A 20,393-nucleotide genomic window follows, 5' to 3' on the forward strand; every position below is an offset into this window, starting at 1 on the left:
CATGCGTTTAAGAGCAGTTCTTTTTGACATGGACGGCACCCTGCTCGATACCGCGCCGGATTTTATTGCCATCTGTCAGGCAATGCGTGCTGAACGTGACCTGCCACCTATCGCTGACAAGCTGATCCGCGACGAAATCTCCGGGGGCGCACGCGCCATGGTGGCCGTGACGTTTAGCATGGACCCGGAGTCCCCGGGGTTCGAAGCCCTGCGCCTGGAGTTCCTCGAACGCTATCAGCAAGAGTGCGCCGTTCACACCCGGCTGTTCGATGGCATGGCCGAGCTCCTGGCCGATATCGAAAAAGCGCACCTGGTCTGGGGCGTCGTCACCAACAAGCCGGTGCGCTTCGCAGAACCGATCATGAAGCGCCTGGGGCTGGCTGAGCGCTCGGCAGTCTTGATCTGCCCCGACCACGTGACAAACAGCAAGCCCGATCCGGAGCCAGTATTACTGGCCTGCAACATGCTTGGCCTCGACCCTGCAAGCGTTCTGTACGTGGGTGATGACCTGCGCGATATCGAGTCGGGCCGTGATGCAGGCACCAAGACCGCCGCTGTGCGCTTTGGCTATATCAATCCCGACGACAACCCGGATCACTGGGGCGCCGACGTCGTGGTCGATCACCCCTGCGATTTGCGCAAAGTATTGGATAACGCGATGTGCAGTTGCTAAGCAGCAAGCGCCGCCTTGGACCCTATCTTCTCGTAGAGGCTTTTTATGTTTGATTATTCCGCCCGCCCTGACCTGCTTCAGGGCCGCGTCATTCTGGTGACTGGCGCAGGCCGGGGCATCGGCGCTGCCGCCGCCAAAACCTACGCAGCCCATGGTGCAACGGTACTGCTGCTGGGTAAAACCGAGGCCAATCTGAGTCAGGTTTACGACGAGATTGAGGCCGCAGGTCATCCGCAACCCGTGGTCATCCCGTTCAATCTGGAAACCGCACTGCCGCACCAGTACGACGAACTGGCGGCCATGATCGAAAACGAATTCGGCCACCTCGACGGCCTGCTGCACAACGCCTCAATCATCGGCCCGCGTACGCCGCTGGAACAGCTCTCGGGCGAGAACTTCATGCGTGTCATGCAGGTCAACGTCAATGCCATGTTCATGCTCACTAGCACCCTGCTGCCGCTGCTCAAGCTGTCGCAGGACGCATCGGTGATCTTCACCTCAAGCAGTGTGGGCCGCAAAGGCCGAGCTTACTGGGGCGCCTATGGCGTGTCGAAGTTCGCGACCGAAGGCTTGATGCAGACCTTGGCCGACGAAGTGGACGGCGTAGCGCCAGTTCGCGCCAACAGCATCAACCCCGGCGCAACCCGCACCAGCATGAGGGCATTGGCGTATCCGGGCGAAAACCCGGAAAACAACCCGCTGCCGCAAGCGATCATGCCTGTTTACCTGTACTTGATGGGCCCGGACAGCACCGGGATCAACGGCCAGGCGTTCGACGCGCAGTAAGCGCCTACAAAAAAACCGCAGGCTGCACGTGATGCAGCTTGCGGTTTTTTTACGCCTTAAAAGCGGGGAAAAGGGCTTTAGGTGGCCTCGACCATCTCCAGCCGCTCGCGCACCACAGGTGCCTTCTCGTATTGCAGGCAGCTTTGCAGAAACAAGTATTTGTAGTCGTAGCTTTTGCAAATCGCTTTGCGCAACTCAGTTTGCAGCGCTTCGCTCGGGTTCAAGCCTGCCAGCGTGCAAATAATCTCCAGAGCTTCCCATGGATGCTCGTCATCGTACTGAGCATGCATTTTTAGCCACTTCATGGCGCGCTTGCGCCCTTCTTGCGGAAATGACTCTTCATACACCGTGCTCGAACAGACCACGGCCGACCACTCACCCACAGCACCTTCAATGGCGTAGTTGGTCGCTGCCATCGACACCGCCAACGAGTCCGCCGTGCAGGTGTGCCAGCACCAGTCGTTCAATGCCTGAAACTCTGCCGGAATATCCTGGGCAATCATGTCGTCCAGGCTCACATCATGGGCCCGCGCCCAATGCACCCAGTAATCGGCATGGTTGAGTTCAACGCGAATGTTGCGAATCAGCCAACGACGGGCCATGTCTTCGCCGGGGTGGCGGCCATAGCGGGTTTTGCCGAGGTTGTGCCCCATGTACAACGAAAATTGCTCGACCACTGGCCAGCCACCAATCAGGTACATGCGCATGGTTTTGGGGTTGATCGTGTTGTCGCGCATGCGTTTGTAGATTTCATGCTCTACGACCCGGCGCTTGCTCGGCGCGCAGTCACGAATCAGCTGCTGAGCCCATTGCGGATAACTGGTGGCTTCCATGAGCGGGCCAGTACGAACAAATGTATCGATCACAATCGGGTTCCTTTTGAGAGGTGATTAAGACATACCTGCACAACGTCAACGCAACGAACCCGGCGCCTTTAAAGCCAATGGCCATGAGCGCTTGGGGCGGGACAACAGGCTGTCACAGGTGAACAATCGCGGTCGTTCAATGATGTAGCCTTGAGCATAATCGACACCAATCTCGATCAATGCCTGCTCAATCTGCGGCGATTCAACGAACTCTGCAATAGTGCGTTTGCCCATAACATGCCCGATATGATTAATAACCTCAACCATAGCGCGGTTAATGGGGTCGTCCAGCATATCCTTCACAAAACTGCCGTCGATCTTCAAAAAATCGACGGGCAGATGTTTCAGGTACGCGAACGATGACATGCCAGCGCAAAAGTCATCCAGCGAAAAGTGGCAACCCAACCCTTTGAGGTCGTTGATAAAGCGAATCGCACTGCCCAGATTTGAAATGGCGCTGGTTTCGGTTATTTCGAAACACACCCGCTCCGGCGCCACCCCGTAACACTCGAATTGTTCGTGCAGGAACTGCAGGAAGTCCTCATCACCAATGGTTGAGCCCGACAGATTGATCGCGCACATGGCCATCGGTTGATCCGACCCCTGCGCGGCACATTCAGAAATCACCTTGAACACGTTTTCGACCACCCATCGGTCGATGGATGTCATCAGGCCATAGCGCTCTGCTGCCGGGATAAAACTGTCGGGCAGAATGATGTGCCCCGACTCGTCGTGCAGGCGCAGCAAAATCTCGACGTGCCCGCCTTCGACGCCCTGCCCCAGCGGCGTAATCTCCTGTGAATACAGGCAAAACCGGTTCTCTTCCAATGCCACGTGCAGGCGTTGCACCCATGCCATTTCGCCAAAACGCAAGGACAGTTCGGAGTCGTCGGCGTGGTAGACCTGCACCCGATTGCGGCCTTTTTCCTTGGCCATGTAACAGGCCATGTCCGCTGCGCGCAGCGAACCTTCCAGCGTCACAGGGGCTTGATGGATGTGCACCAGACCGATGCTGATGGTGTTGAGAAAGGGGCGACCCTTCCACGCAAAATGCAAACTTTGTACGGTCTGACGCAAGCCCTCGGCAATTTTTTCCGCCATGTCCGGCGGGCAATTCTCCAGCAGAATGCCAAACTCATCGCCCCCCAGACGGGCCAGCGTATCGCCCTCGCGCAAGCCTGATTGCAGCAGCGCGCAGATATGGCGCAGTAACTCATCACCCGCTGCATGGCCACAGGTGTCATTGACCAATTTGAACTGATCAAGGTCGAGAAACATCAACGCATGCCGCCCGTGTTGACGCCCCAGGTTTTGCAGCACCAGATCCAGTCGGTACTCAAATTCGCGGCGATTGGCCAATCCGGTCAATGCATCGTGGGTGGCCTGCCAGGACAGATTAGCGATGTATTGCCGCTCCTGGGTCATATCATGCAGCACCAGCACGGCGCCGCTGACTTTGCCTGCACTGAAAATAGGCGCGCCAACCAGCGTCACGGCGACGGTGGTGCCATCCATGCGCTGGATCAGCTTGGAGTGATCGCTGCTATTGCCCAACTGCCCACTCAAAATATGGTCGATCAGCTTAAAACCATCATCAGGCGCATTTTCATCCAACAACCTGAACAACGCCGCCAAGGGCACGCCCTGCGCCTGCCTGGAGTTCCAGTGGGTGAGCTGTTCGGCAGCCGGGTTCATGTAATCGATGGCACCGTTCACATCAGTGGTAATCACCCCGTCGCCAATCGACTCCAACGTCACCAGCGCGCGCTCTTTCTCCACCTGCAACGCCTCGGCAAAGGCCCGGCGCTGCGCCAGGATTTTATGGGTGCGCAACAGGGCCAGCATAATCAGCATCAGGGCCGTGGCCAGGTTAACGACAATCAGCAGCTGTTGAATAAAGCGCGAACCTTCACCCAGCGCGTCACTGAAGGCTTTGGCGGCCGGGGTCACGCCTTCGTTGATCTCGAAAATCCGCCGCTTCCAGCGCTGCACGTCCGCATCGCTGGCCTGGTTAGCACTGATTTTTTGGTGCATTTCCTGCGCCAGGTTATCGAGCTGGATCAGGTAATCGTCACCCACCGTCCACTTTTGGATAGCGGTATCCAGGTAACTGAAATGTCGAAAATTGCGATAGAACCAAATGATGCTCGTCACATCATCCGGGCTGTTGCCTCCCTGCAAGATGCCTTCGCGGGCGGCATTCAGATCGGGGGGGGACTGATCCAGCGCCAGGCGCAGATTGTGGCCTCCTTGCGGCACCCTGATGGCTTGCTGGTACTTATCAAAAATGGCCTGGTCGCGGCTGTCCGCGTACAGGTTGAGGTAGTAAATGGCATCTTTTTGACCCTTGGACCACAGGCTTTCGCCCGCTACATAGCCCCGAACTGCCGAAAGCATATAAAGGCTTACGCAGCCTAATAACGCCTGGAATAAAACCACCGCAATAAACGGCCAGACAATGCCCAGCAACCGCGGTGTACCAAGTTCACGTTTACGCTTCATGAGTTCCCTTTCATTCAGACTGCTGGATGAAAACCAGAGAAAATGCCTCACAGGTACTTGAGACTAGGCCAATTTCTGACAACCAAAACAACCAGACGTGCTGACCCTCTCTAAACGCGACGGGCAGGCAATCAGGCACATAAAAGAGATTGATGTTGGGGATTCAAGCACTCAACAGGGAAAACGCAACGTCGCCACCGGGTCAACTTTGCTGCAAGTGCCCGTATAACTTGGCGTAGAGGCCGCCTTCAGCCATGAGCTGTTGGTGATCGCCCTGCTCGGCAATGCGACCGCCATCAAACACCAATACCCGATCCGCCTGTTTTACCGCAGATAGGCGGTGGGCAATGATCAAAGTCGTGCGTCCGCTCAAGAATTTTCCCAAAGCGTGATGCAGGTTGTATTCCGTGGCAGCGTCCAGCGCACTGGTCGCCTCATCAAGGATCACCACTTTGGGATCGGCCAACACCATGCGCGCAATGGCCAAACGTTGCCGCTGACCGCCGGACAAGCGCACACCGGAGCGCCCGACAATACTGTCCAGTCCTTGGGGCAAGGTAGCAATGGTGCCGTCGAGTTGGGCGATTTCCAGCGCCCGCCAGCAAGCCTCGTCGGTGCGCTCGCGGCCCATGGTCAGGTTGGCGCGCACCGTATCGTTGAACAGCGCCGGGTGTTGCAAGACCACGGCCACATGCTCACGAATGGTATCGAGACCGATGGCCGGCTGGCTGTCGCCGGCAAAGAAGATGCTGCCGGACTGAGGCGTGTAAAGCCCCAGCAGCAACTGAACAAGGGTACTTTTGCCGCCACCGCTGGCACCGACGATGGCCACCTTTTCGCCCGGTGCGATGGTCAGGTTGAGGTGATCCAGCACCCGCTCTTCGCCATAGCTGAAACACAGATCACGTACCTGCACCCCGACGGTCTGTCGCCCCGTGAAGGGGTCGGCACCGCCGGGATACTGCGGCTCGTCAGCGCGGGCCAGCAGTTGGTTGATACGTGTCACTGCCCCGCCCGCCGCATAAAACGCATATTGCAAGTTCAGCAGTTGCTCAACGGGGCCGATCATGAACCACAGGTAGCTGAAGACCGCCAGCATCTGGCCGATCGACAAATCCGAAAACAACACCGTTAACATCGCAGCGGCACGGAAAATATCGATCCCGAACTGGAACAACAACCCACTGGCACGGTTGGACGCGTCGCTTTTCCATTGCGAGGCCACGGCGAAATCGCGTACTTCCTTGGCACGGTGCCCAAGGCGCCCGAGGAAATAGCCCTGACGATTGCCGGCACGCACTTCCTGGATCGAATCCAGCGTTTCAGTCAGCGCCTGGGTAAACCGCGCCGTGCTGTCGTTTTCAAGCTTTTTAAGGTGTTTGACCCGTTTACCCAACTGCACCGTGGCGTAGATCACTAACGGATTGAACAGCAAGATCAACAGCGCCAACTGCCAGTGCATCCACAACAAAATCGCCGACGTGCCCACCAGCGTGAGCATCGCCACCAGAAACCGGCTCAAGGTCTCGCCCACGAACTTGTCCAGGGTGTCCAGGTCGGTCACCAGGTGCGTGGTCACGGTCCCGCTGCCCAGGCTCTCGTATTCCGCCAGCGAGATGCGCTTGAGGCGCTCGATCAATCGCAGGCGGATGCGAAACACGATGTCCTTGGCCAACCGCGAAAACAGCCGCGCCTGGAGCACGTTGAACAACAATGCGCCACAACGCAGCATCAATGTCACCAGCAGCATCAGTCCGATATACCCCACTGAAGACTGCAATGTGGTCGGCAAAAACTGATTCATCACTTTGAGCGCGGCATCGCCATTGCCCAGCAACACCTCGTCCACCAGCAAGGGCAGCAACAAGGGAATCGGCACACTGCACAGGGTGGCCAGTACTGCGACGCCATTGGCGATCCACAGCGCTTTTTTATGACGCAGGGCCAGTCGACGGATTTCGGCCCAGGTCAGGCGATCCGGTTGGGAAGTTGTCAGAGGGGATTCCTTGGCGTCAGGCACGCGCGGCACGATCCAGCCAGCGTCCGAGCAGATCGGACAAAGGCTCGAGTGCTTGATAGCCATTGGTTAGCAAGGCCAACTGGCCATTGCGTTCAGCCAACAGCGTCGGGAACCCGGCGATGCCCAAATCCTGCACCCAGGTAAAATCAGCCGCCGTTGCGGCATGTTGTTGCACACTGTCGAAAGCCGCCGCAAATTCGATGCGTGGCACACCCGCTGTTTCGGCCAGCTCCACCAGCACGCTGGCCTGGGTCACATCTCGGCCCTGCACGTAGAACGCCTGCTGGATCAAACCCAGCAGGGTCCACGCACAATCGGGGGCCAGGCTGCGCGCCGCGACGATAGCCCGGCAGGCAGGCTCGGTGTCGTACACAAAACCCTCGGGCAAGGCCCCGTCAAAGGTGAACGGCTGCCCGGTGGCCTCAGTGACCGCCTGCCAATGCTCCAGAATGTAGCGACGGGTGCCGGGTTCGAGCGCAGAGCCGCTGCCTGTACGCAACCCGCCAACCACCAGATGCAGCTCAACACCGGCCGCCTGCGCCTGCTCGACCAAGGCCCGGGCGGTGGGCGCAAACCCCCAGCACCACGAACACATGGGGTCCATCACATAAAGCAGGCGCGCTGACATGGCTCAGGCCTCGGCAGGTTTACGGTAGTTGTGGCCAATCGGGTGTGGCAGGTTACGGGCCTTGGCCAGTTCGATCTGCTTTTGGCGGTCGATGGCGCTGCGACGGGTTTTCTCGCTCAGCTTGTCCCAGCAATGCGGGCAACTGATACCCGGCTGATAATGCTCGGACTCACGGTCTGCCGCGCTGATCGGCGTGCGGCAGGCGTGGCACTGATCGTATTCGCCTTCGGTCAGGTCGTGGCGCACGGTGACACGGTTGTCGAACACGAAGCAGTCGCCCTGCCATTTGGTTTCTTCCTGAGGGACCTCTTCGAGGTACTTCAGGATCCCGCCCTTGAGGTGATAGACCTCGTCAAAGCCCTGACTGAGCATGTAGCTCGAGGCTTTTTCGCAACGAATGCCGCCCGTACAGAACATGGCGATTTTCTTGTGCCTGGCCGGGTCGAAGTTGGCTTTGATGTAGTCCGGGAACTCACGGAAGCTGGTGGTTTTAGGGTCGATAGCGCCTTCAAATGTACCGATAGACACTTCGTAGTCATTGCGCGTGTCGATCAGCAACACCTCTGGATCGCTAATCAGCGCGTTCCAGTTCTCGGGGTCGACGTAGGTACCGACTTTCTTGTTCGGGTCTACGCCTTCAACGCCGAGGGTGACGATTTCTTTCTTCAGCTTGACCTTGGTCCGGTAGAACGGCTGGTCGTCGCAATAGGATTCTTTGTGGTCGATATCGACCATCCGCGGGTCATTCTTGAGCCAGGCCATCAGCCCGTCGATGCCTTCACGGCTGCCGGAAACCGTGCCGTTGATGCCTTCTTCAGCGATCAACAGGGTGCCTTTGATACCGTTTTCGACCATGGCGTTGAGCAAGGGCTCACGCAGTTCAACGTAGTCTTCAAGGGTGACGAATTTATACAGTGCAGCGACAACGATTGGCGCAGTCATGGGACGCTCTCCAGGTGGCTACCCTCGTAAGGGGTGAACCGGATCCAAAAAAAACGCGCCGGCTAAGCGGCGCGCTGCGGATTCTAGCAAAAAGCCAGCAGATTAAGCCAACGGGCGATCACCGCCGGCACAGGTCGGCGATGCCGGGGCTGTGCCGATTTTCGCCCATTCTTCAGGCGTGTACGTGTGCAAGGCCAACGCATGGAACTCGCCCATCAAGTCACCCAGGGTGGCGTATACCTTTTGGTGACGCTTGACGCTGTTGAGCCCGGCAAACTGCTCGCTGACCACCACGGCCTTGAAGTGCGTCTGCAAACCGCGGCTGTGCATGTGGCTTTCATCCAGCACGCTCAGGTGCACGGGCTGCAACGCACTCAGCGCCGATTCAATACGTTGTTGCATGTTCATTCAGGCTCCGCTTACTTCTTTTTGGCCGGGGCCGCTTTTGGCTCCAGCTCAGCGGTCATGTCCGCCAGCAGCTTGTTGACCACCGGTACGGCGCTCTCCAGTTTGGCCTGGGTCATTTGCGCCGATTGCTGCGTCAGCTGAGGCATTTTTTCCAGCACTTTTTTACCCAGTGGCGACTGGTAGAACGCAACCAGTTCCTTGAGCTCGGGTTCGCTGAAGTTGGTGGTGTACAGCTTGACCATGTCCGGCTTCAGCTTGTCCCAGCCAATGGCCTGGTCCAGCGCGGTGTTGGCCTTGGCCTGGTAGGTTTCCAGCAGGGCTTTCTTGGAGGCAGGTGCTTTGGTCTGCTCAAAACGCTGAGCGAACATTTGCTGCACTTGCATGTATACCGGGGTACCCAGCTTGTCGGCATGGGCCAGCTTCAGGAAGGTTTCAGCACTGGCAGCGTGGCTGGCAGCATCGGCAAAAACCTGGCCGCTGGCGCATACCAGAGCAACTGCTGTACAGATGGCGCGAAGACGGGTCATCGAGTTTCCTTTATCTAGCAAGCGAGGTCGAACCCCAAGGACGCCCATTCTGCGCCTAACAAAGTGTGTCACTCAACCCCGGCGCTGAGAGGGGGAGGTTCATCCTGTCGACAAAAGTCGATAGAACCAAAGATTGAACCCCTTTCCCCGATACACGCCTAAGCTCAGTGATCACATTCTGAGAGGAAGCAGCCTGATGAGCCGTATCGAAACCGACAGCCTGGGTGAAGTGAATGTGCCGGAAGAGGCCTATTGGGGCGCGCAGACCCAACGTTCGCTGATCAACTTTGCCATCGGCAACGAGAAAATGCCGCTGCCGGTGTTGCATGCACTGGTACTGATCAAAAAAGCTGCGGCCCGGGTCAATGACCGCAATGGCGACTTGCCTGCTGACATTGCACGCCTGATCGAACAGGCCGCCGATGAAGTGCTGGCCGGAGAACACGATGACCAGTTCCCGCTGGCCGTTTGGCAGACCGGCAGCGGCACCCAAAGCAACATGAACGCCAACGAAGTGCTGGCTGGGCGCGCCAACGAGCTGGCCGGCAAGGGCCGGGGCGGCAAGTCGCCCGTGCACCCCAATGACCACGTCAACCGCTCCCAAAGCTCCAACGACTGCTTTCCCACGGCCATGCATATCGCCGTGGCCAAAGCCGTGCATGAACACTTACTGCCCGCGATCAGCGAACTGACCGGCGGCCTGGCAGAACTGTCGGCGCGCCACATGAAACAGGTGAAAACCGGACGCACCCACATGATGGATGCCACGCCGATCACCTTTGGTCAGGAAGTGTCTGCGTTTATAGCGCAATTGGATTACGCCGAACGCGGCATCTACGCGGCAATGCCCGCTGTCTATGAATTGGCCCAGGGAGGCACCGCTGTCGGGACGGGTTTGAACGCGCCCCACGGTTTTGCCGAGGCCATTGCTGCGGAATTGGCGGCGCTGTCCGGCTTGCCGTTCGTCACGGCCCCCAACAAATTCGCTGCACTGTCGGGTCATGAGCCATTAACCAACCTGTCGGGGGCTCTCAAAACCCTCGCCGTCATGTTGATGAAATTGGCCAACGACTTCCGCCTGCTGGGTTCGGGGCCACGCGCGGGCTTGGCCGAAATAAAACTTCCGGCCAATGAGCCGGGCAGCTCAATCATGCCGGGCAAGGTCAACCCGACCCAGTGCGAGGCGCTGTCAATGCTGGCCTGCCAGGTCATGGGCAATGATGTGACGATCGGCTTTGCTGCCAGCCAGGGTCATTTGCAACTCAACGTGTACAAACCGGTCATCATCCACAACCTGCTGCAGTCGATCCAATTGCTGGCAGACGGCTGCAGCAACTTCCAGAAGCATTGCGTCGCAGGGCTGGAAGTCGATGCGGCAAAAATGGCCGAACACTTGGAACGCGGCCTGATGCTGGTGACCGCGCTCAACCCGCATATCGGTTATGACAAATCGGCAGAAATTGCCAAAAAAGCCTATGCCGAGGGCCTGACCCTGCGCGAGGCCGCACTGGCGCTGGGTTATTTGACGGACGAAGAGTTCGACCAGTGGGTACGGCCCGAGAACATGCTGGGAACAGGCAAACACTGACATCCGCCCCACCTGCCCTCACAGCTGCGCAGCGCGTGGCTGCGAGGTCAGGCGCCGCCTCTGCCGCCCTTACTTCTTGCGCTTTTTATCGTGCTTGTCACGCTTCTCGAACGCGGCTTCCAGCGCGTCATTGATTGTGCGTAGCACCTTGACCCGCGCCCAGCGCTTGTCGTTGGCTTCCACCAGGGTCCAAGGCGAAATCTCGGTGCTGGTGCGGTCCACCATGTCGCACACGGCGGTGCGGTACTCGTCCCACTTTTCGCGGTTGCGCCAGTCTTCTTCGGTAATTTTGAAACGTTTGAACGGGATCGTTTCGCGCTCCTGAAAACGTTCCAGCTGGGTGTCTTTGTCAATCGCCAGCCAAAACTTGACCACGATGACGCCCGCATTGCTGAGCTGCTCTTCGAAGTCGTTGATCTCGCCATATGCACGCAACCAGTCCTGCGGCGGGCAAAAGCCTTCAATGCGCTCCACCAATACGCGTCCGTACCAGGAGCGGTCAAAGATGGTGAACTTGCCCCGTGCCGGGATCTGCCGCCAAAAGCGCCACAGGTAAGGCTGAGCACGCTCATCTTCCGAAGGGGCCGCAATTGGCACGATGCTGTATTGACGAGGGTCAAGCGCCGCCGCCACGCGACGAATCGAGCCGCCCTTGCCCGCCGCATCGTTGCCTTCAAATACCGCGACCAGCGCGTGACGACGCATACGCTTGTCACGCATCAGACCGGACAGGCGCGCTTGCTCGGTAATCAACTGTTCTTGATAGTCGTCCTTGTCCAGACGGTGGGTCATGTCCAGACAATCGAGCAGGCTCTTGCCATCAATATGCGCCGGCAATGGCGGCACGCTGATCGAGCGCACCCGGGCTTTGGGCGTGTTGATGGCCGCCTGCAAACCTTCCAGCAGGATCTTGCCCACAGTCAGGCTGCGGTAGTACGGATCCACCCCTTCCACGATGTTCCACGGCGCATAGTCGCGACTGGTGCGACGGATCATGCGCTCACCGAAATGCACCACTTTGTCGTAAGTTTCAGACTGTTGCCAGTCCAGCGGGCTGATGCGCCAACTGTGCAGCGGGTCGTCTTTCAAGGCTTTGAGCCGAGCTTTCATTTGCTTTTTGGACAGGTGAAACCAGAACTTCAAAATCACTGCGCCTTCATTGCACAGCAGTTTTTCCAGGCGCTCGGCACCGTTGATCGCCTGATCAAGCACCGCATCCTTGAAATGGCCATGCACCCGCCCTTGCAGCATCTGGCTGTACCAGTTGCCAAAGAACACCCCCATCCGCCCTTTGGCCGGCAGTTGACGCCAGTAACGCCACGCCGGAGGGTGCGCCAGCTCTTCATCGGTCTGGGTATCGAAGGTGCGCACTTCGATCAGGCGCGGGTCCATCCATTCATTAAGCAACTTGACCGTTTCGCCCTTGCCAGCGCCTTCGATGCCATTGATCAACACAATCACCGCAGAGCGTTTCTGCTGGTGCAGTTCGTACTGGGCCTCAAGCAAGGCTTCGCGCAGCGCAGGCACTTCGTTGTCGTACGTTTCTTTGTCGATGAAGTGGCCGATTTCAGCGGATTCGAACATGGAAAGCTCCCTGGCAAGATGCCCACAAGACTAGCGGAATGATCTGTCATGCGTAGGAAAGAATGCTCACACACCTGTCAGGGATAATTCCCGCTTCTGCCAATCCGCTAGAATGACCGCCTTGCCGATGCCGAGCCCCCTATGACAATTGAAATGCCCAATGCCCAGCTCGACTGGGATGACCAGGGTCGCCCCCATTCGCGACTGTTTGACGACGTGTACTTTTCGGACAAATCGGGTCTGGAGGAAACCCGTTATGTCTTTATCGAACAGAATGCCCTCAGAGAGCGTTTTGCCGCCCTGCCCGCCAACGCGCCATTTGTGATTGGTGAAACCGGCTTCGGCACCGGGCTTAATTTTCTGTGCGCATGGCAGCTGTTTGACGAAACCGCGCCGCCCGACGCTCGCCTGCATTTCATCAGTGTCGAAAAATACCCGTTGACCCGCGAGGACTTGCAACGCGCCCTTGGGCTATGGCCTGAACTGGCGACTTACAGCGAACAGTTGCTGGCCAGCTATTTCGCCATTCATCCGGGGTTTCAAACCCTCAGCCTGGCCAATGGCCGGGTCACCCTGACCTTGTTGATCGGTGACGTGCTGGAACAGCTGCCGCAGCTGGATGCACAGGTCGACGCCTGGTTTCTGGACGGCTTTGCCCCGGCGAAAAACCCGGACATGTGGACGCCCGAACTGTTTGCGCAGTTGGCACGCCTGGCCGCACCCGACGCCACCATCAGCACGTTCACCAGCACCGGCTGGGTGCGCCGCGCCTTGAACGAGGCCGGCTTCAAGATGCGCCGCACGCCCGGCATCGGGCACAAGTGGGAGATTCTGCGGGGCGTGTTCCTGGGCGCGCCACAAACAGCCGTGCCAGTCGCGGGCGAAAAACCCTGGTTCGCACGCCCGCCTAAGCCCCAGGGGCCCCGCACTGCACTGGTGATCGGTGGTGGACTGTCAGGCTGCGCCAGTGCCAATAGCCTGGCCAGGCGCGGTTGGAAGGTGACTGTACTGGAGCGTCACGAACGGCTCGCCAAAGAAGCATCGGGCAACCCACAGGGCGTGTTGTACCTCAAGCTTTCCGCCCACGGCACCGCACTGTCGCAGATGATCGTGTGTGGTTTCGGTTACACCCGTCGCGTGCTTGAGCAGTTGCAGCGCGGCCGCGACTGGGATGACTGTGGCGTACTGCAACTGGGCTTTAATGCCAAGGAAGCAGACCGTCAGGCGCAACTGGCCGACGCCTTTTCTCCTGCTTTAGTCCATTGGCTGGATCAGGCGCAGGCGCAAGCAAAGGCCGGTGTTGCGTTAGCCCATGGCGGTCTGTTCTATCCCGAAGGTGGCTGGGTGCACCCGCCTGCGTTATGCCAGTTTCAGACCTTGCACCCCAACGTGAAGGTCTTGATCCACCATGACGTGTTGCAACTCAACAACGTGGATGGCCAGTGGCAAGCGCTGCAGGACGACCGCGTTCTGGCCAGTGCGTCGGTGGTGGTATTGGCAGGTGCCGCCGAGGTCAAACGCTTCCCGGCCAGCAGCGGCTTGCCGCTCAAACGCATTCGCGGGCAGATCACTCAGTTGGTCGAAACGGCTGACAGTGCGGCACTGAAAACAGTCGTCTGTGCCGAGGGGTATGTGGCCCCCGGCCGACTTGGCGAGCACACGGTGGGTGCCAGCTTCGATTTTCACAACGACGATTTAACCACCACGCCTGAAGGCCATCAGGGCAATCTGGATTTGCTGGAAGAAATTTCGCCGGACTTGGTACAACGCCTCGGCAAGGGCAACCTGGACCCTGCGACGTTACAGGGTTGGGCGGCCTTCCGTTGCACCAGCCCCGATTACCTGCCCATCGTCGGCCCGCTGGCCGAACCTGAAGCGTTCGCCCAAGCCTATGCCGTGCTGGGCAAGGACGCCCGGCAGGTGCCCGACATCCCGTGCCCTTGGCTGGATGGCCTGTATGTGAACAGCGGCCATGGTTCGCGCGGCCTGATTACCGCCCCGCTGTCGGGCGAGTTGTTGGCTGCATGGATCAATAATGAACCGTTGCCCATGCCAAGGGCCGTGGCCCACGCCTGTCACCCCAATCGCTTTGCGGTACGCGCATTGGTGCGCAGGCTATAAGCGCTCACCCTCAACCTGGCAGTGCTGCAGGCAGCACTGCCAGGGTTTTACTCAAACTCCAGGCATCCACTGCCGCTTCCATGGCAGCGCGTACCTCGCTGACAAGCCGTAAATAACGCTCACTGTTCATCTCAGGGGATTTGCGCAGCAATTCGCTCAACTGTTCAAAATAAGGCGCGGTCAGGTGCGAAAACTCCGCCTGATGGTTGCGGATCAGCTGCGCCCGCCAGAACTCTGTTCGGCTGATAAAGTTGGCCAGCGCAGCGGTTTTTTCGGCTACCTCAACCCGCGCACGGGCATCCTCCAGATCGGCTTGGGTCACCCCGGCAATCTCCTTGAACGTCATGCTGCGCGGTTGATCCGGCAAACCCAGCACCTGAGCCAGACCGGTTCTGTAAGCCAAATGCACTTCGACGTCATCAGGTGCCGGCCCACCTGCTGCCACACGGGCTTCGCACACTTCGCTGGCCACTTTACCCACCTGATCCAACCTGAACAGACCCGTGGCAAAGCTCAGCAGCTCGGACTCCTGTGCCGGGCCCTGCGCTTCAAGCCTGGCCAGGTGCAAGGTTATCTCTAATGCACTGAAGGTCATGGCGACACTGTCTGTGCAACTGCGCGGGGCTGCGGCGATGCTCAGCAAATCTCGGCGCAGCGTGGAGCTTTCGCTCGCCGCTTCAATCATTTCCCACACTCGACGGCTTAAATCCTGACGCACAGTCTGGGCGTCAGCGGTGGTGGTCAAGCGGCTGATCACCGTGAAGAAGTCTTCAGACGCCGGTTCGGCCTTCAGCTCGGCCCACAACCGTTCACGCTGCACACGTTCATGATTGGTAATCCCCGAGGTCCAGAACTCAAAGGCGGCCGCTTCGCTCATCAAATCCTCGGTGTTGATCCCCAGGCTGCTACCGCCCTGAGACACAAAGCGCGCCAGACGCAGACGGGCGGCGGGTGATAGAGGATTACCCGACAGGGAGATATTGCGCGTGAGGGTGGGCGACGTCTGGTACACCAGCTCGGGGATGTCGACCAACTGGTTTTCCCGCAGATCGGCCGCTTCTAGCAGCGGTCGCGAAATCAGCCCCTCAGGCCATTGTTGAATCCAGGTGCGACGCAAGTACACACGGCGCAGGTAGGGAAGTCCGCTAAAATCCAGCAACGGCCCGAGCAAGTTGTCATTCAAATCCAACGTTTCAAGCCGGTGCATTGACCTCATAACCGCCGCATCCGCTGACGAGAGGTACAGCAGGTTGTGCGCCAATGACAAATGACGCAGTCGGGGCATCCTGGCCAATTGCGGCGGCAGGTAAACCATTCGGTTGTGGTCCATCTGCAACGACGTCAAGCCGGTGAAATGCTCCAGAAACGAAGCCGCGGTGTCACGGCAATCCATGTGGTTCAGGTTCAAGTCGGTGACATGACTGAAGTCGATCTGCGCCGCGAGCCGAGGCAGATTGCCTACACGCAAGCCATTGAGGTTCAACTCGTAGGTCTGACTTTGACTGACCCAGGGCATGTGTGCCGGATCTTTACGCCAACTGCGCTCTATCAGTCCCGCCGCCTGGTATCGGCTTTCCGGGTAGTCATGCAGCGCGGGTGCGCCGGACATTTCTGAAGGGGCAACGTTAATCCATTCCTGAAGGGTTTCACGCAACAGGTTTCGTTGACGTTTGCGGGCGCGCACATACAGCAGCGGGTCTTGTTGACTCTCCGTGATTGAGTCCAGATACGCCTGCACGTAATCATCGTAGAACTCGGGATACAGGTCGCGCACTCGACGGCGTAAAGCACGGGAGTAGCGTCCTTGATCCAGCCCGCACAACGGATACCCCAATTGGCCATTGGCCATGCGCGTAGGCGCTTTAAAGCGCGGCTTGATCGATTGCATGCCCAAGGCCTGTGCGCACGCTTCACGCTGACTGGCCGCCATGGAACCCAAGGCAGCGTTAAAGCGAGCCTCTTCATTAGCCGTCGAAAACCCCAACGTTTCACGCTCGGCCTTACTCAACAGTTTAAAAACGGCGCTCGACAACAGGGCATCTTCACCGGGTTGCAGCGCATAACGTCCGCGTTCAAGCACGTAGCGCTGATAACCCTGCCCAGTTTTGACAATTAATCGCGCCGGGTGGGGGTCGCGGCCCCAGCGTTGCAAGGATGCGCCAAAGGTCGAGCCGTCCCGCAGCTCACATGAAACGCTGGCCGGCCAATGGGGCAATTGATCGAGAAAGTGCCTGATCAGTCGCTCGGTATCCGCTGCCGCAGGCGTGTGCGAGGTCAGGTAAAAGCCTTCAAAGGCGCGGTTCAAGCGTCCATCGTATAAGTACGCACGCGCATGTTCCGCCAAGGGTAATGGCACCTTACCCGCGCTCAAGTTGGCGCGTTGCACATCGGTGGCCGACGCCACCAACGACTGCGCAACGGGTTGCGGCAGACCGGGGAACACCGCCTCAATGGTCTTGACCCGGGGGGAGTCCGACACATTGAAGCGCCCGTACAGACGCTCGAACAGCGCCCCGCGATGATCACGGGCATACCCGCTCAACGCGTTGGCCAAGGATGCAACGGGCAACGGTGACACGGGGATTTCGCGACCCAGTAGTCCCTGCATTTGCTCTACGGACAACGCCGTCAGAACCGCTTCAAGCACCTTGCCTTGCTCAAGGATTGGGTGGGTGATACTGATCCGGTTCGCGCCCTGCGCAACACCATACTCAAGGTCGCGGCCCCCGGCCCCGTTGATCAGCGTCAGCCCCTTACCTGCAGGCCACCCCGGCAAATCCGGCAGCAGGCTCAATTGCAGGTCAGCCCATTTAGCATGGGTGTAGTCACCCGTCTGCATGTGTTCAATGAAATCGCTGATTTGACGGTCTATCTCAAAGCGTTTCAGGCTCACACTCAATAGCGGGGGTGGCATCAGATTCTCCAGATGAACCCTGCGCATGACGTCTGGCTCGGTGCCCGTCAATGCCATCACTCGCGCCAGCGACGGTTCGTCCAAACTGGAAAAGTGATGGCCCAATCGCCCCAGTAACACGCCGCTGCCCTCCCATTCCAGCGGGCGTTCATGTGCGTGCTGCCAGGCACCGTGCTGATTGTGCAGCAACCCTGGCTTGTACGCGTGTGGCCGACGCGGGTGGACAATACGCCACTGCCGGGCCGCGCTGTCGTGTTCCACGGCAAAGTGCTTGCCATTGACCGTGACAAGTTGCTTGCCTTCAACGTTGAAAAAACCTTGAGCGTCCCGCGTGTACTGATGCAGCTCGGCCGCACCGCTGTGTGCGTAATGATTCACCTGTTTATTCCATAACCGGGCCGTGCCGTCCTGACGAATGACGGGCTGAAAGTCTTCAAAATAACTGTGGGTGGCTGCACTCAAGCGGTTGGTGAGTTTTTTAACCACTACGCCCCCAACCACCGTGGCGGCCATGTCCAGCGCCACGTTCAACAAGTGCTCACGCGCATGATCAACATCCCCATGGGCCCAGTCATCAACGCCTTCGTACACCTCTACAAGCATTTGCCCCACCGCAAGGGCCAACATCGCGCCGCCCAGCACTGGCACAAACAAGGACGCCACATTGACGATAAACAGGCCGACACCCTGGTAGAGCTGCCATTTCTTCTCGCGCTCCTGCGCATCCAGCACGCCCGTAGGAACGGCCAGCACTTGGGCTTCGGCAAACATGTTTTTTAATTGCACCGCACACAGGTAATGCGCAGCGCTCAAGCTCAAGGGCGTCGTGACCAGCCCCATTCGTTCGGGGAGGGCCCGCGCCTTCTGCAAAAACACAGGCCGGTCGCCCAGAGCAACAAAACGTGAGAAAAAATCCACGTACTCTGATCGTCGCAGCCGGACCTTCAACTCTTCAATGAAGACCTGCAGCGAACTGAACTCAAAGAACGGTGCCAAGGGATCATTGGGGATGTAGACGATCACCCGCTGATCGGGATGCAGCAAGGGCGCATTTGCCGTAAAGATCACAACCCCGTCAATCACGCTATCGAGCAGTGACAACGAACTGAGCTGAAGGGGTTTGCCGTCCAGTGTTGCGCCACGCCCCCTCGTTCCCGAGGAAGCGTGCTCGCCCAGCAGGGCAATCAGGGCTGTATGGGCAGAGTCGCTGATGTGTTTTTTCAGGAACGCTACGCGGGCATCGACCTCCATGTCATAACGTTTGAGCAAGCGCAGGTTGGACTCAGTCTCCTGCTCCCTGACGCTTTGCGCTGTCACCCCGCTGGGCGCCACTCCCAAGAAGTCTTGCAGGTACTGCTGATATTTGAGCCCCAAGTTAAGCTCGCGGCACAACGCCGCAAAGTGGCGCGGATGCACAGGGCTGATTGCCCCCTGTTGCCGCGTGAGGCGAATCCGGCTTTGCGGATTGAAGCCGCCAGGAAGAGCCTCGTCTTCGGAAAAGTTCTGAAGCGCCGCCCACAGCAGCGTTTTGGGCTCATCCAGCAAGGTGTAATGGCGAATCGTGGCAAGGAGCGTGTCGTCCGTGATCAGGTGCACATGCACGATGTGCAGGTGATCATGAAAAATGTCGAGCGCGTGGCCAAAGCGACGTTTGACCTCCGCTGCCAGAAGCGGGGCGCAATACGCTTCAATGCCTTCCAGTTCGGAAAAACGCTGGCCGGACAAGGCATGGTAAGCACGGCTTTGAGCCATGGCCGTGTTCAACGCCTTGATGGCATCCGGTGTTGCATTCACCAGCCACTTGGGCATGTGCCCGCGAACGAGTTCCAGGGGTTCCAACTCACTCAGGGTGGAATCACGGGCATCAAGGGGTAACGTTAGGGGGGTATCAGTCATATCAACCGCTCGGGGCAAGGACGAAGAAGCACTCCACGCTATCCCCGCACGGCTTGTGCAATGACCTAGATAAATATGACCGGTGCAAATCCTGCGCCCAGTTCACAGCCTTGACCGGGAATTGACGAACGGTCCCCTCGGCATTCAGGCCTTTTTATCCCGTTTTTTTCACAGCGCGAATAGGTGCAGGCTAGCCTGGGAGCCGCGCCAGGGCGCGATGGAGGCTCCAAGGCTGCGCACGGCATTTCCGGCTGTGGCTGCAAAAAAAGGGCAAGCCCCCTGACCACTCGCGAACTTTTTTGAACGATCGCGCTTTCCAGGGACTCACAAAAACCAAGTCACTAAAAGCGGCGCGCTCTGACTGTGTATTCGCGCCGGAAGGATCGGGAGACAGGTCAGAGCAACATGTCCGATCCGAAACAGGGCCTGAACGCTACGGGTTGTTAGCACTGCGTACGCTGGGTTCGAGACACGGCAAAACGACCGACACCCGTCACACGTATGCCACGGTGTTTGAGAGACGGGATGAACTCGGCGTTTATTGCCCCACCCAACGTGGTCTCGGCGTGCAGAACGTGCTTTCGATCTCTGCAACGCAGTACGCAGTGCGTACTGCACTCACAGCAGTAGCGAGAGAGGCCCGGATTTAAAAGGGTTCAAGCAGTATGTGCGGATTAGCTGGAGTATTCCAAAGGCGCTAGACAAGGGGTTTCAGCGCCTTCTGAGACCCCCGAGAGTCCCTCAAGGGAACATTGATTGGTACGAAAAGTGGTACGAGCTCCAATCCCTCCACGGCGTCCTGCCGACCGAATACTAACTCCTATAGTCGTAGTGAAATATCCGAAAGTCGCTGGTAATCTCCCAGCCACGTTCGTCAGCCATTAAGGGATGGAGGCGAAAATAGAAGCCCTGGAGCCGCGAACCTCCGGGCTTTGCTT

The 20,393-nt window shown here is 58.5% G+C and carries 13 protein-coding genes; 4 read left to right on the forward strand and 9 right to left on the reverse strand.

Annotated features, from left to right (window positions below):
* Position 1 precedes the first annotated feature (1 nt).
* Both mupP and CJF39_RS05660 read left to right on the forward strand, forming a co-directional pair.
* Positions 2–673 (forward strand): N-acetylmuramic acid 6-phosphate phosphatase MupP, encoded by a 672-nt coding sequence (gene mupP, locus CJF39_RS05655; protein ID WP_094992546.1) that lies wholly within the window; start codon positions 2–4, stop codon positions 671–673.
* A 45-nt stretch (positions 674–718) separates the two neighbouring features.
* Entirely contained in the window at positions 719–1,459 is a 741-nt protein-coding gene (locus CJF39_RS05660) for a YciK family oxidoreductase (protein ID WP_094992547.1), read from the forward strand.
* A 77-nt stretch (positions 1,460–1,536) separates the two neighbouring features.
* Here CJF39_RS05660 and CJF39_RS05665 read toward each other — a convergent pair whose 3' ends face one another.
* The 7 genes from CJF39_RS05665 to CJF39_RS05695 all read right to left on the reverse strand — a co-directional run bounded on the left by CJF39_RS05665 (position 1,537) and on the right by CJF39_RS05695 (position 9,352).
* Positions 1,537–2,325: a TenA family transcriptional regulator gene (locus CJF39_RS05665; protein ID WP_094992548.1), complete on the reverse strand. Its 789-nt coding sequence runs from the start codon at positions 2,323–2,325 to the stop codon at positions 1,537–1,539.
* A 45-nt stretch (positions 2,326–2,370) separates the two neighbouring features.
* On the reverse strand, positions 2,371–4,827 hold the full coding sequence (locus CJF39_RS05670; protein ID WP_094992549.1) for an EAL domain-containing protein: 2,457 nt from the start codon (positions 4,825–4,827) through the stop codon (positions 2,371–2,373).
* 202 nt (positions 4,828–5,029) lie between these two features.
* Positions 5,030–6,910 (reverse strand): ABC transporter ATP-binding protein, encoded by a 1,881-nt coding sequence (locus CJF39_RS05675; RefSeq protein ID WP_249275323.1) that lies wholly within the window; start codon positions 6,908–6,910, stop codon positions 5,030–5,032.
* Positions 6,840–7,475, reverse strand: coding sequence for a DsbA family protein (locus CJF39_RS05680; protein ID WP_094992550.1), 636 nt, complete (start codon positions 7,473–7,475; stop codon positions 6,840–6,842). Before CJF39_RS05680 ends, CJF39_RS05675 begins: the two co-directional genes overlap by 71 nt.
* A 3-nt stretch (positions 7,476–7,478) precedes the next feature.
* Positions 7,479–8,417, reverse strand: a complete 939-nt coding sequence (locus CJF39_RS05685) for a rhodanese-related sulfurtransferase (RefSeq protein ID WP_094992551.1) — start codon at positions 8,415–8,417, stop codon at positions 7,479–7,481.
* A gap of 102 nt (positions 8,418–8,519) precedes the next feature.
* The gene (locus CJF39_RS05690; RefSeq protein ID WP_094992552.1) at positions 8,520–8,825 is read right to left on the reverse strand and encodes a BolA family protein; all 306 of its coding nucleotides are present in this window, start codon (positions 8,823–8,825) and stop codon (positions 8,520–8,522) included.
* A gap of 11 nt (positions 8,826–8,836) precedes the next feature.
* Positions 8,837–9,352 carry a DUF2059 domain-containing protein gene (locus CJF39_RS05695; RefSeq protein ID WP_047277713.1) on the reverse strand — a complete coding sequence of 172 codons (516 nt, stop codon included), beginning with the start codon at positions 9,350–9,352 and terminating at the stop codon, positions 8,837–8,839.
* Between the two features lie 196 nt (positions 9,353–9,548).
* Here CJF39_RS05695 and CJF39_RS05700 point away from each other — a divergent pair, with 196 nt between their 5' ends.
* The gene (locus tag CJF39_RS05700) at positions 9,549–10,940 is read left to right on the forward strand and encodes a class II fumarate hydratase (protein ID WP_094992553.1); all 1,392 of its coding nucleotides are present in this window, start codon (positions 9,549–9,551) and stop codon (positions 10,938–10,940) included.
* Between the two features lie 69 nt (positions 10,941–11,009).
* Here CJF39_RS05700 and pap read toward each other — a convergent pair whose 3' ends face one another.
* The gene (gene pap / locus CJF39_RS05705; RefSeq protein ID WP_094992554.1) at positions 11,010–12,524 is read right to left on the reverse strand and encodes a polyphosphate:AMP phosphotransferase; all 1,515 of its coding nucleotides are present in this window, start codon (positions 12,522–12,524) and stop codon (positions 11,010–11,012) included.
* 141 nt (positions 12,525–12,665) lie between these two features.
* Here pap and mnmC point away from each other — a divergent pair, with 141 nt between their 5' ends.
* A complete protein-coding gene (gene mnmC, locus CJF39_RS05710) occupies positions 12,666–14,645 on the forward strand; it encodes a bifunctional tRNA (5-methylaminomethyl-2-thiouridine)(34)-methyltransferase MnmD/FAD-dependent 5-carboxymethylaminomethyl-2-thiouridine(34) oxidoreductase MnmC (protein WP_094992555.1) in 1,980 nt (659 codons plus the stop codon).
* A gap of 10 nt (positions 14,646–14,655) precedes the next feature.
* Here mnmC and CJF39_RS05715 read toward each other — a convergent pair whose 3' ends face one another.
* Positions 14,656–19,455: an NEL-type E3 ubiquitin ligase domain-containing protein gene (locus CJF39_RS05715; protein ID WP_094992556.1), complete on the reverse strand. Its 4,800-nt coding sequence runs from the start codon at positions 19,453–19,455 to the stop codon at positions 14,656–14,658.
* Positions 19,456–20,393 lie beyond the last annotated feature (938 nt).

The organism is Pseudomonas lundensis (assembly GCF_002269125.1).
Lineage (GTDB): Bacteria > Pseudomonadota > Gammaproteobacteria > Pseudomonadales > Pseudomonadaceae > Aquipseudomonas > Aquipseudomonas lundensis_A.

What these genes read in the sequence shown, in the direction of transcription:
- mupP (WP_094992546.1), top strand. Translation starts at nt 2, where the DNA reads ATGCGTTTAAGAGCAGTTCTTTTTGACATGGACGGCACCCTGCTCGAT.
- CJF39_RS05660 (WP_094992547.1), top strand. Translation starts at nt 719, where the DNA reads ATGTTTGATTATTCCGCCCGCCCTGACCTGCTTCAGGGCCGCGTCATT.
- CJF39_RS05670 (WP_094992549.1), bottom strand. Translation starts at nt 4,827, where the DNA reads ATGAAGCGTAAACGTGAACTTGGTACACCGCGGTTGCTGGGCATTGTC.
- CJF39_RS05675 (WP_249275323.1), bottom strand. Translation starts at nt 6,910, where the DNA reads ATGGCTATCAAGCACTCGAGCCTTTGTCCGATCTGCTCGGACGCTGGC.
- CJF39_RS05680 (WP_094992550.1), bottom strand. Translation starts at nt 7,475, where the DNA reads ATGTCAGCGCGCCTGCTTTATGTGATGGACCCCATGTGTTCGTGGTGC.
- CJF39_RS05685 (WP_094992551.1), bottom strand. Translation starts at nt 8,417, where the DNA reads ATGACTGCGCCAATCGTTGTCGCTGCACTGTATAAATTCGTCACCCTT.
- CJF39_RS05690 (WP_094992552.1), bottom strand. Translation starts at nt 8,825, where the DNA reads ATGAACATGCAACAACGTATTGAATCGGCGCTGAGTGCGTTGCAGCCC.
- CJF39_RS05695 (WP_047277713.1), bottom strand. Translation starts at nt 9,352, where the DNA reads ATGACCCGTCTTCGCGCCATCTGTACAGCAGTTGCTCTGGTATGCGCC.
- CJF39_RS05700 (WP_094992553.1), top strand. Translation starts at nt 9,549, where the DNA reads ATGAGCCGTATCGAAACCGACAGCCTGGGTGAAGTGAATGTGCCGGAA.
- pap (WP_094992554.1), bottom strand. Translation starts at nt 12,524, where the DNA reads ATGTTCGAATCCGCTGAAATCGGCCACTTCATCGACAAAGAAACGTAC.
- mnmC (WP_094992555.1), top strand. Translation starts at nt 12,666, where the DNA reads ATGACAATTGAAATGCCCAATGCCCAGCTCGACTGGGATGACCAGGGT.
- CJF39_RS05715 (WP_094992556.1), bottom strand. Translation starts at nt 19,455, where the DNA reads ATGACTGATACCCCCCTAACGTTACCCCTTGATGCCCGTGATTCCACC.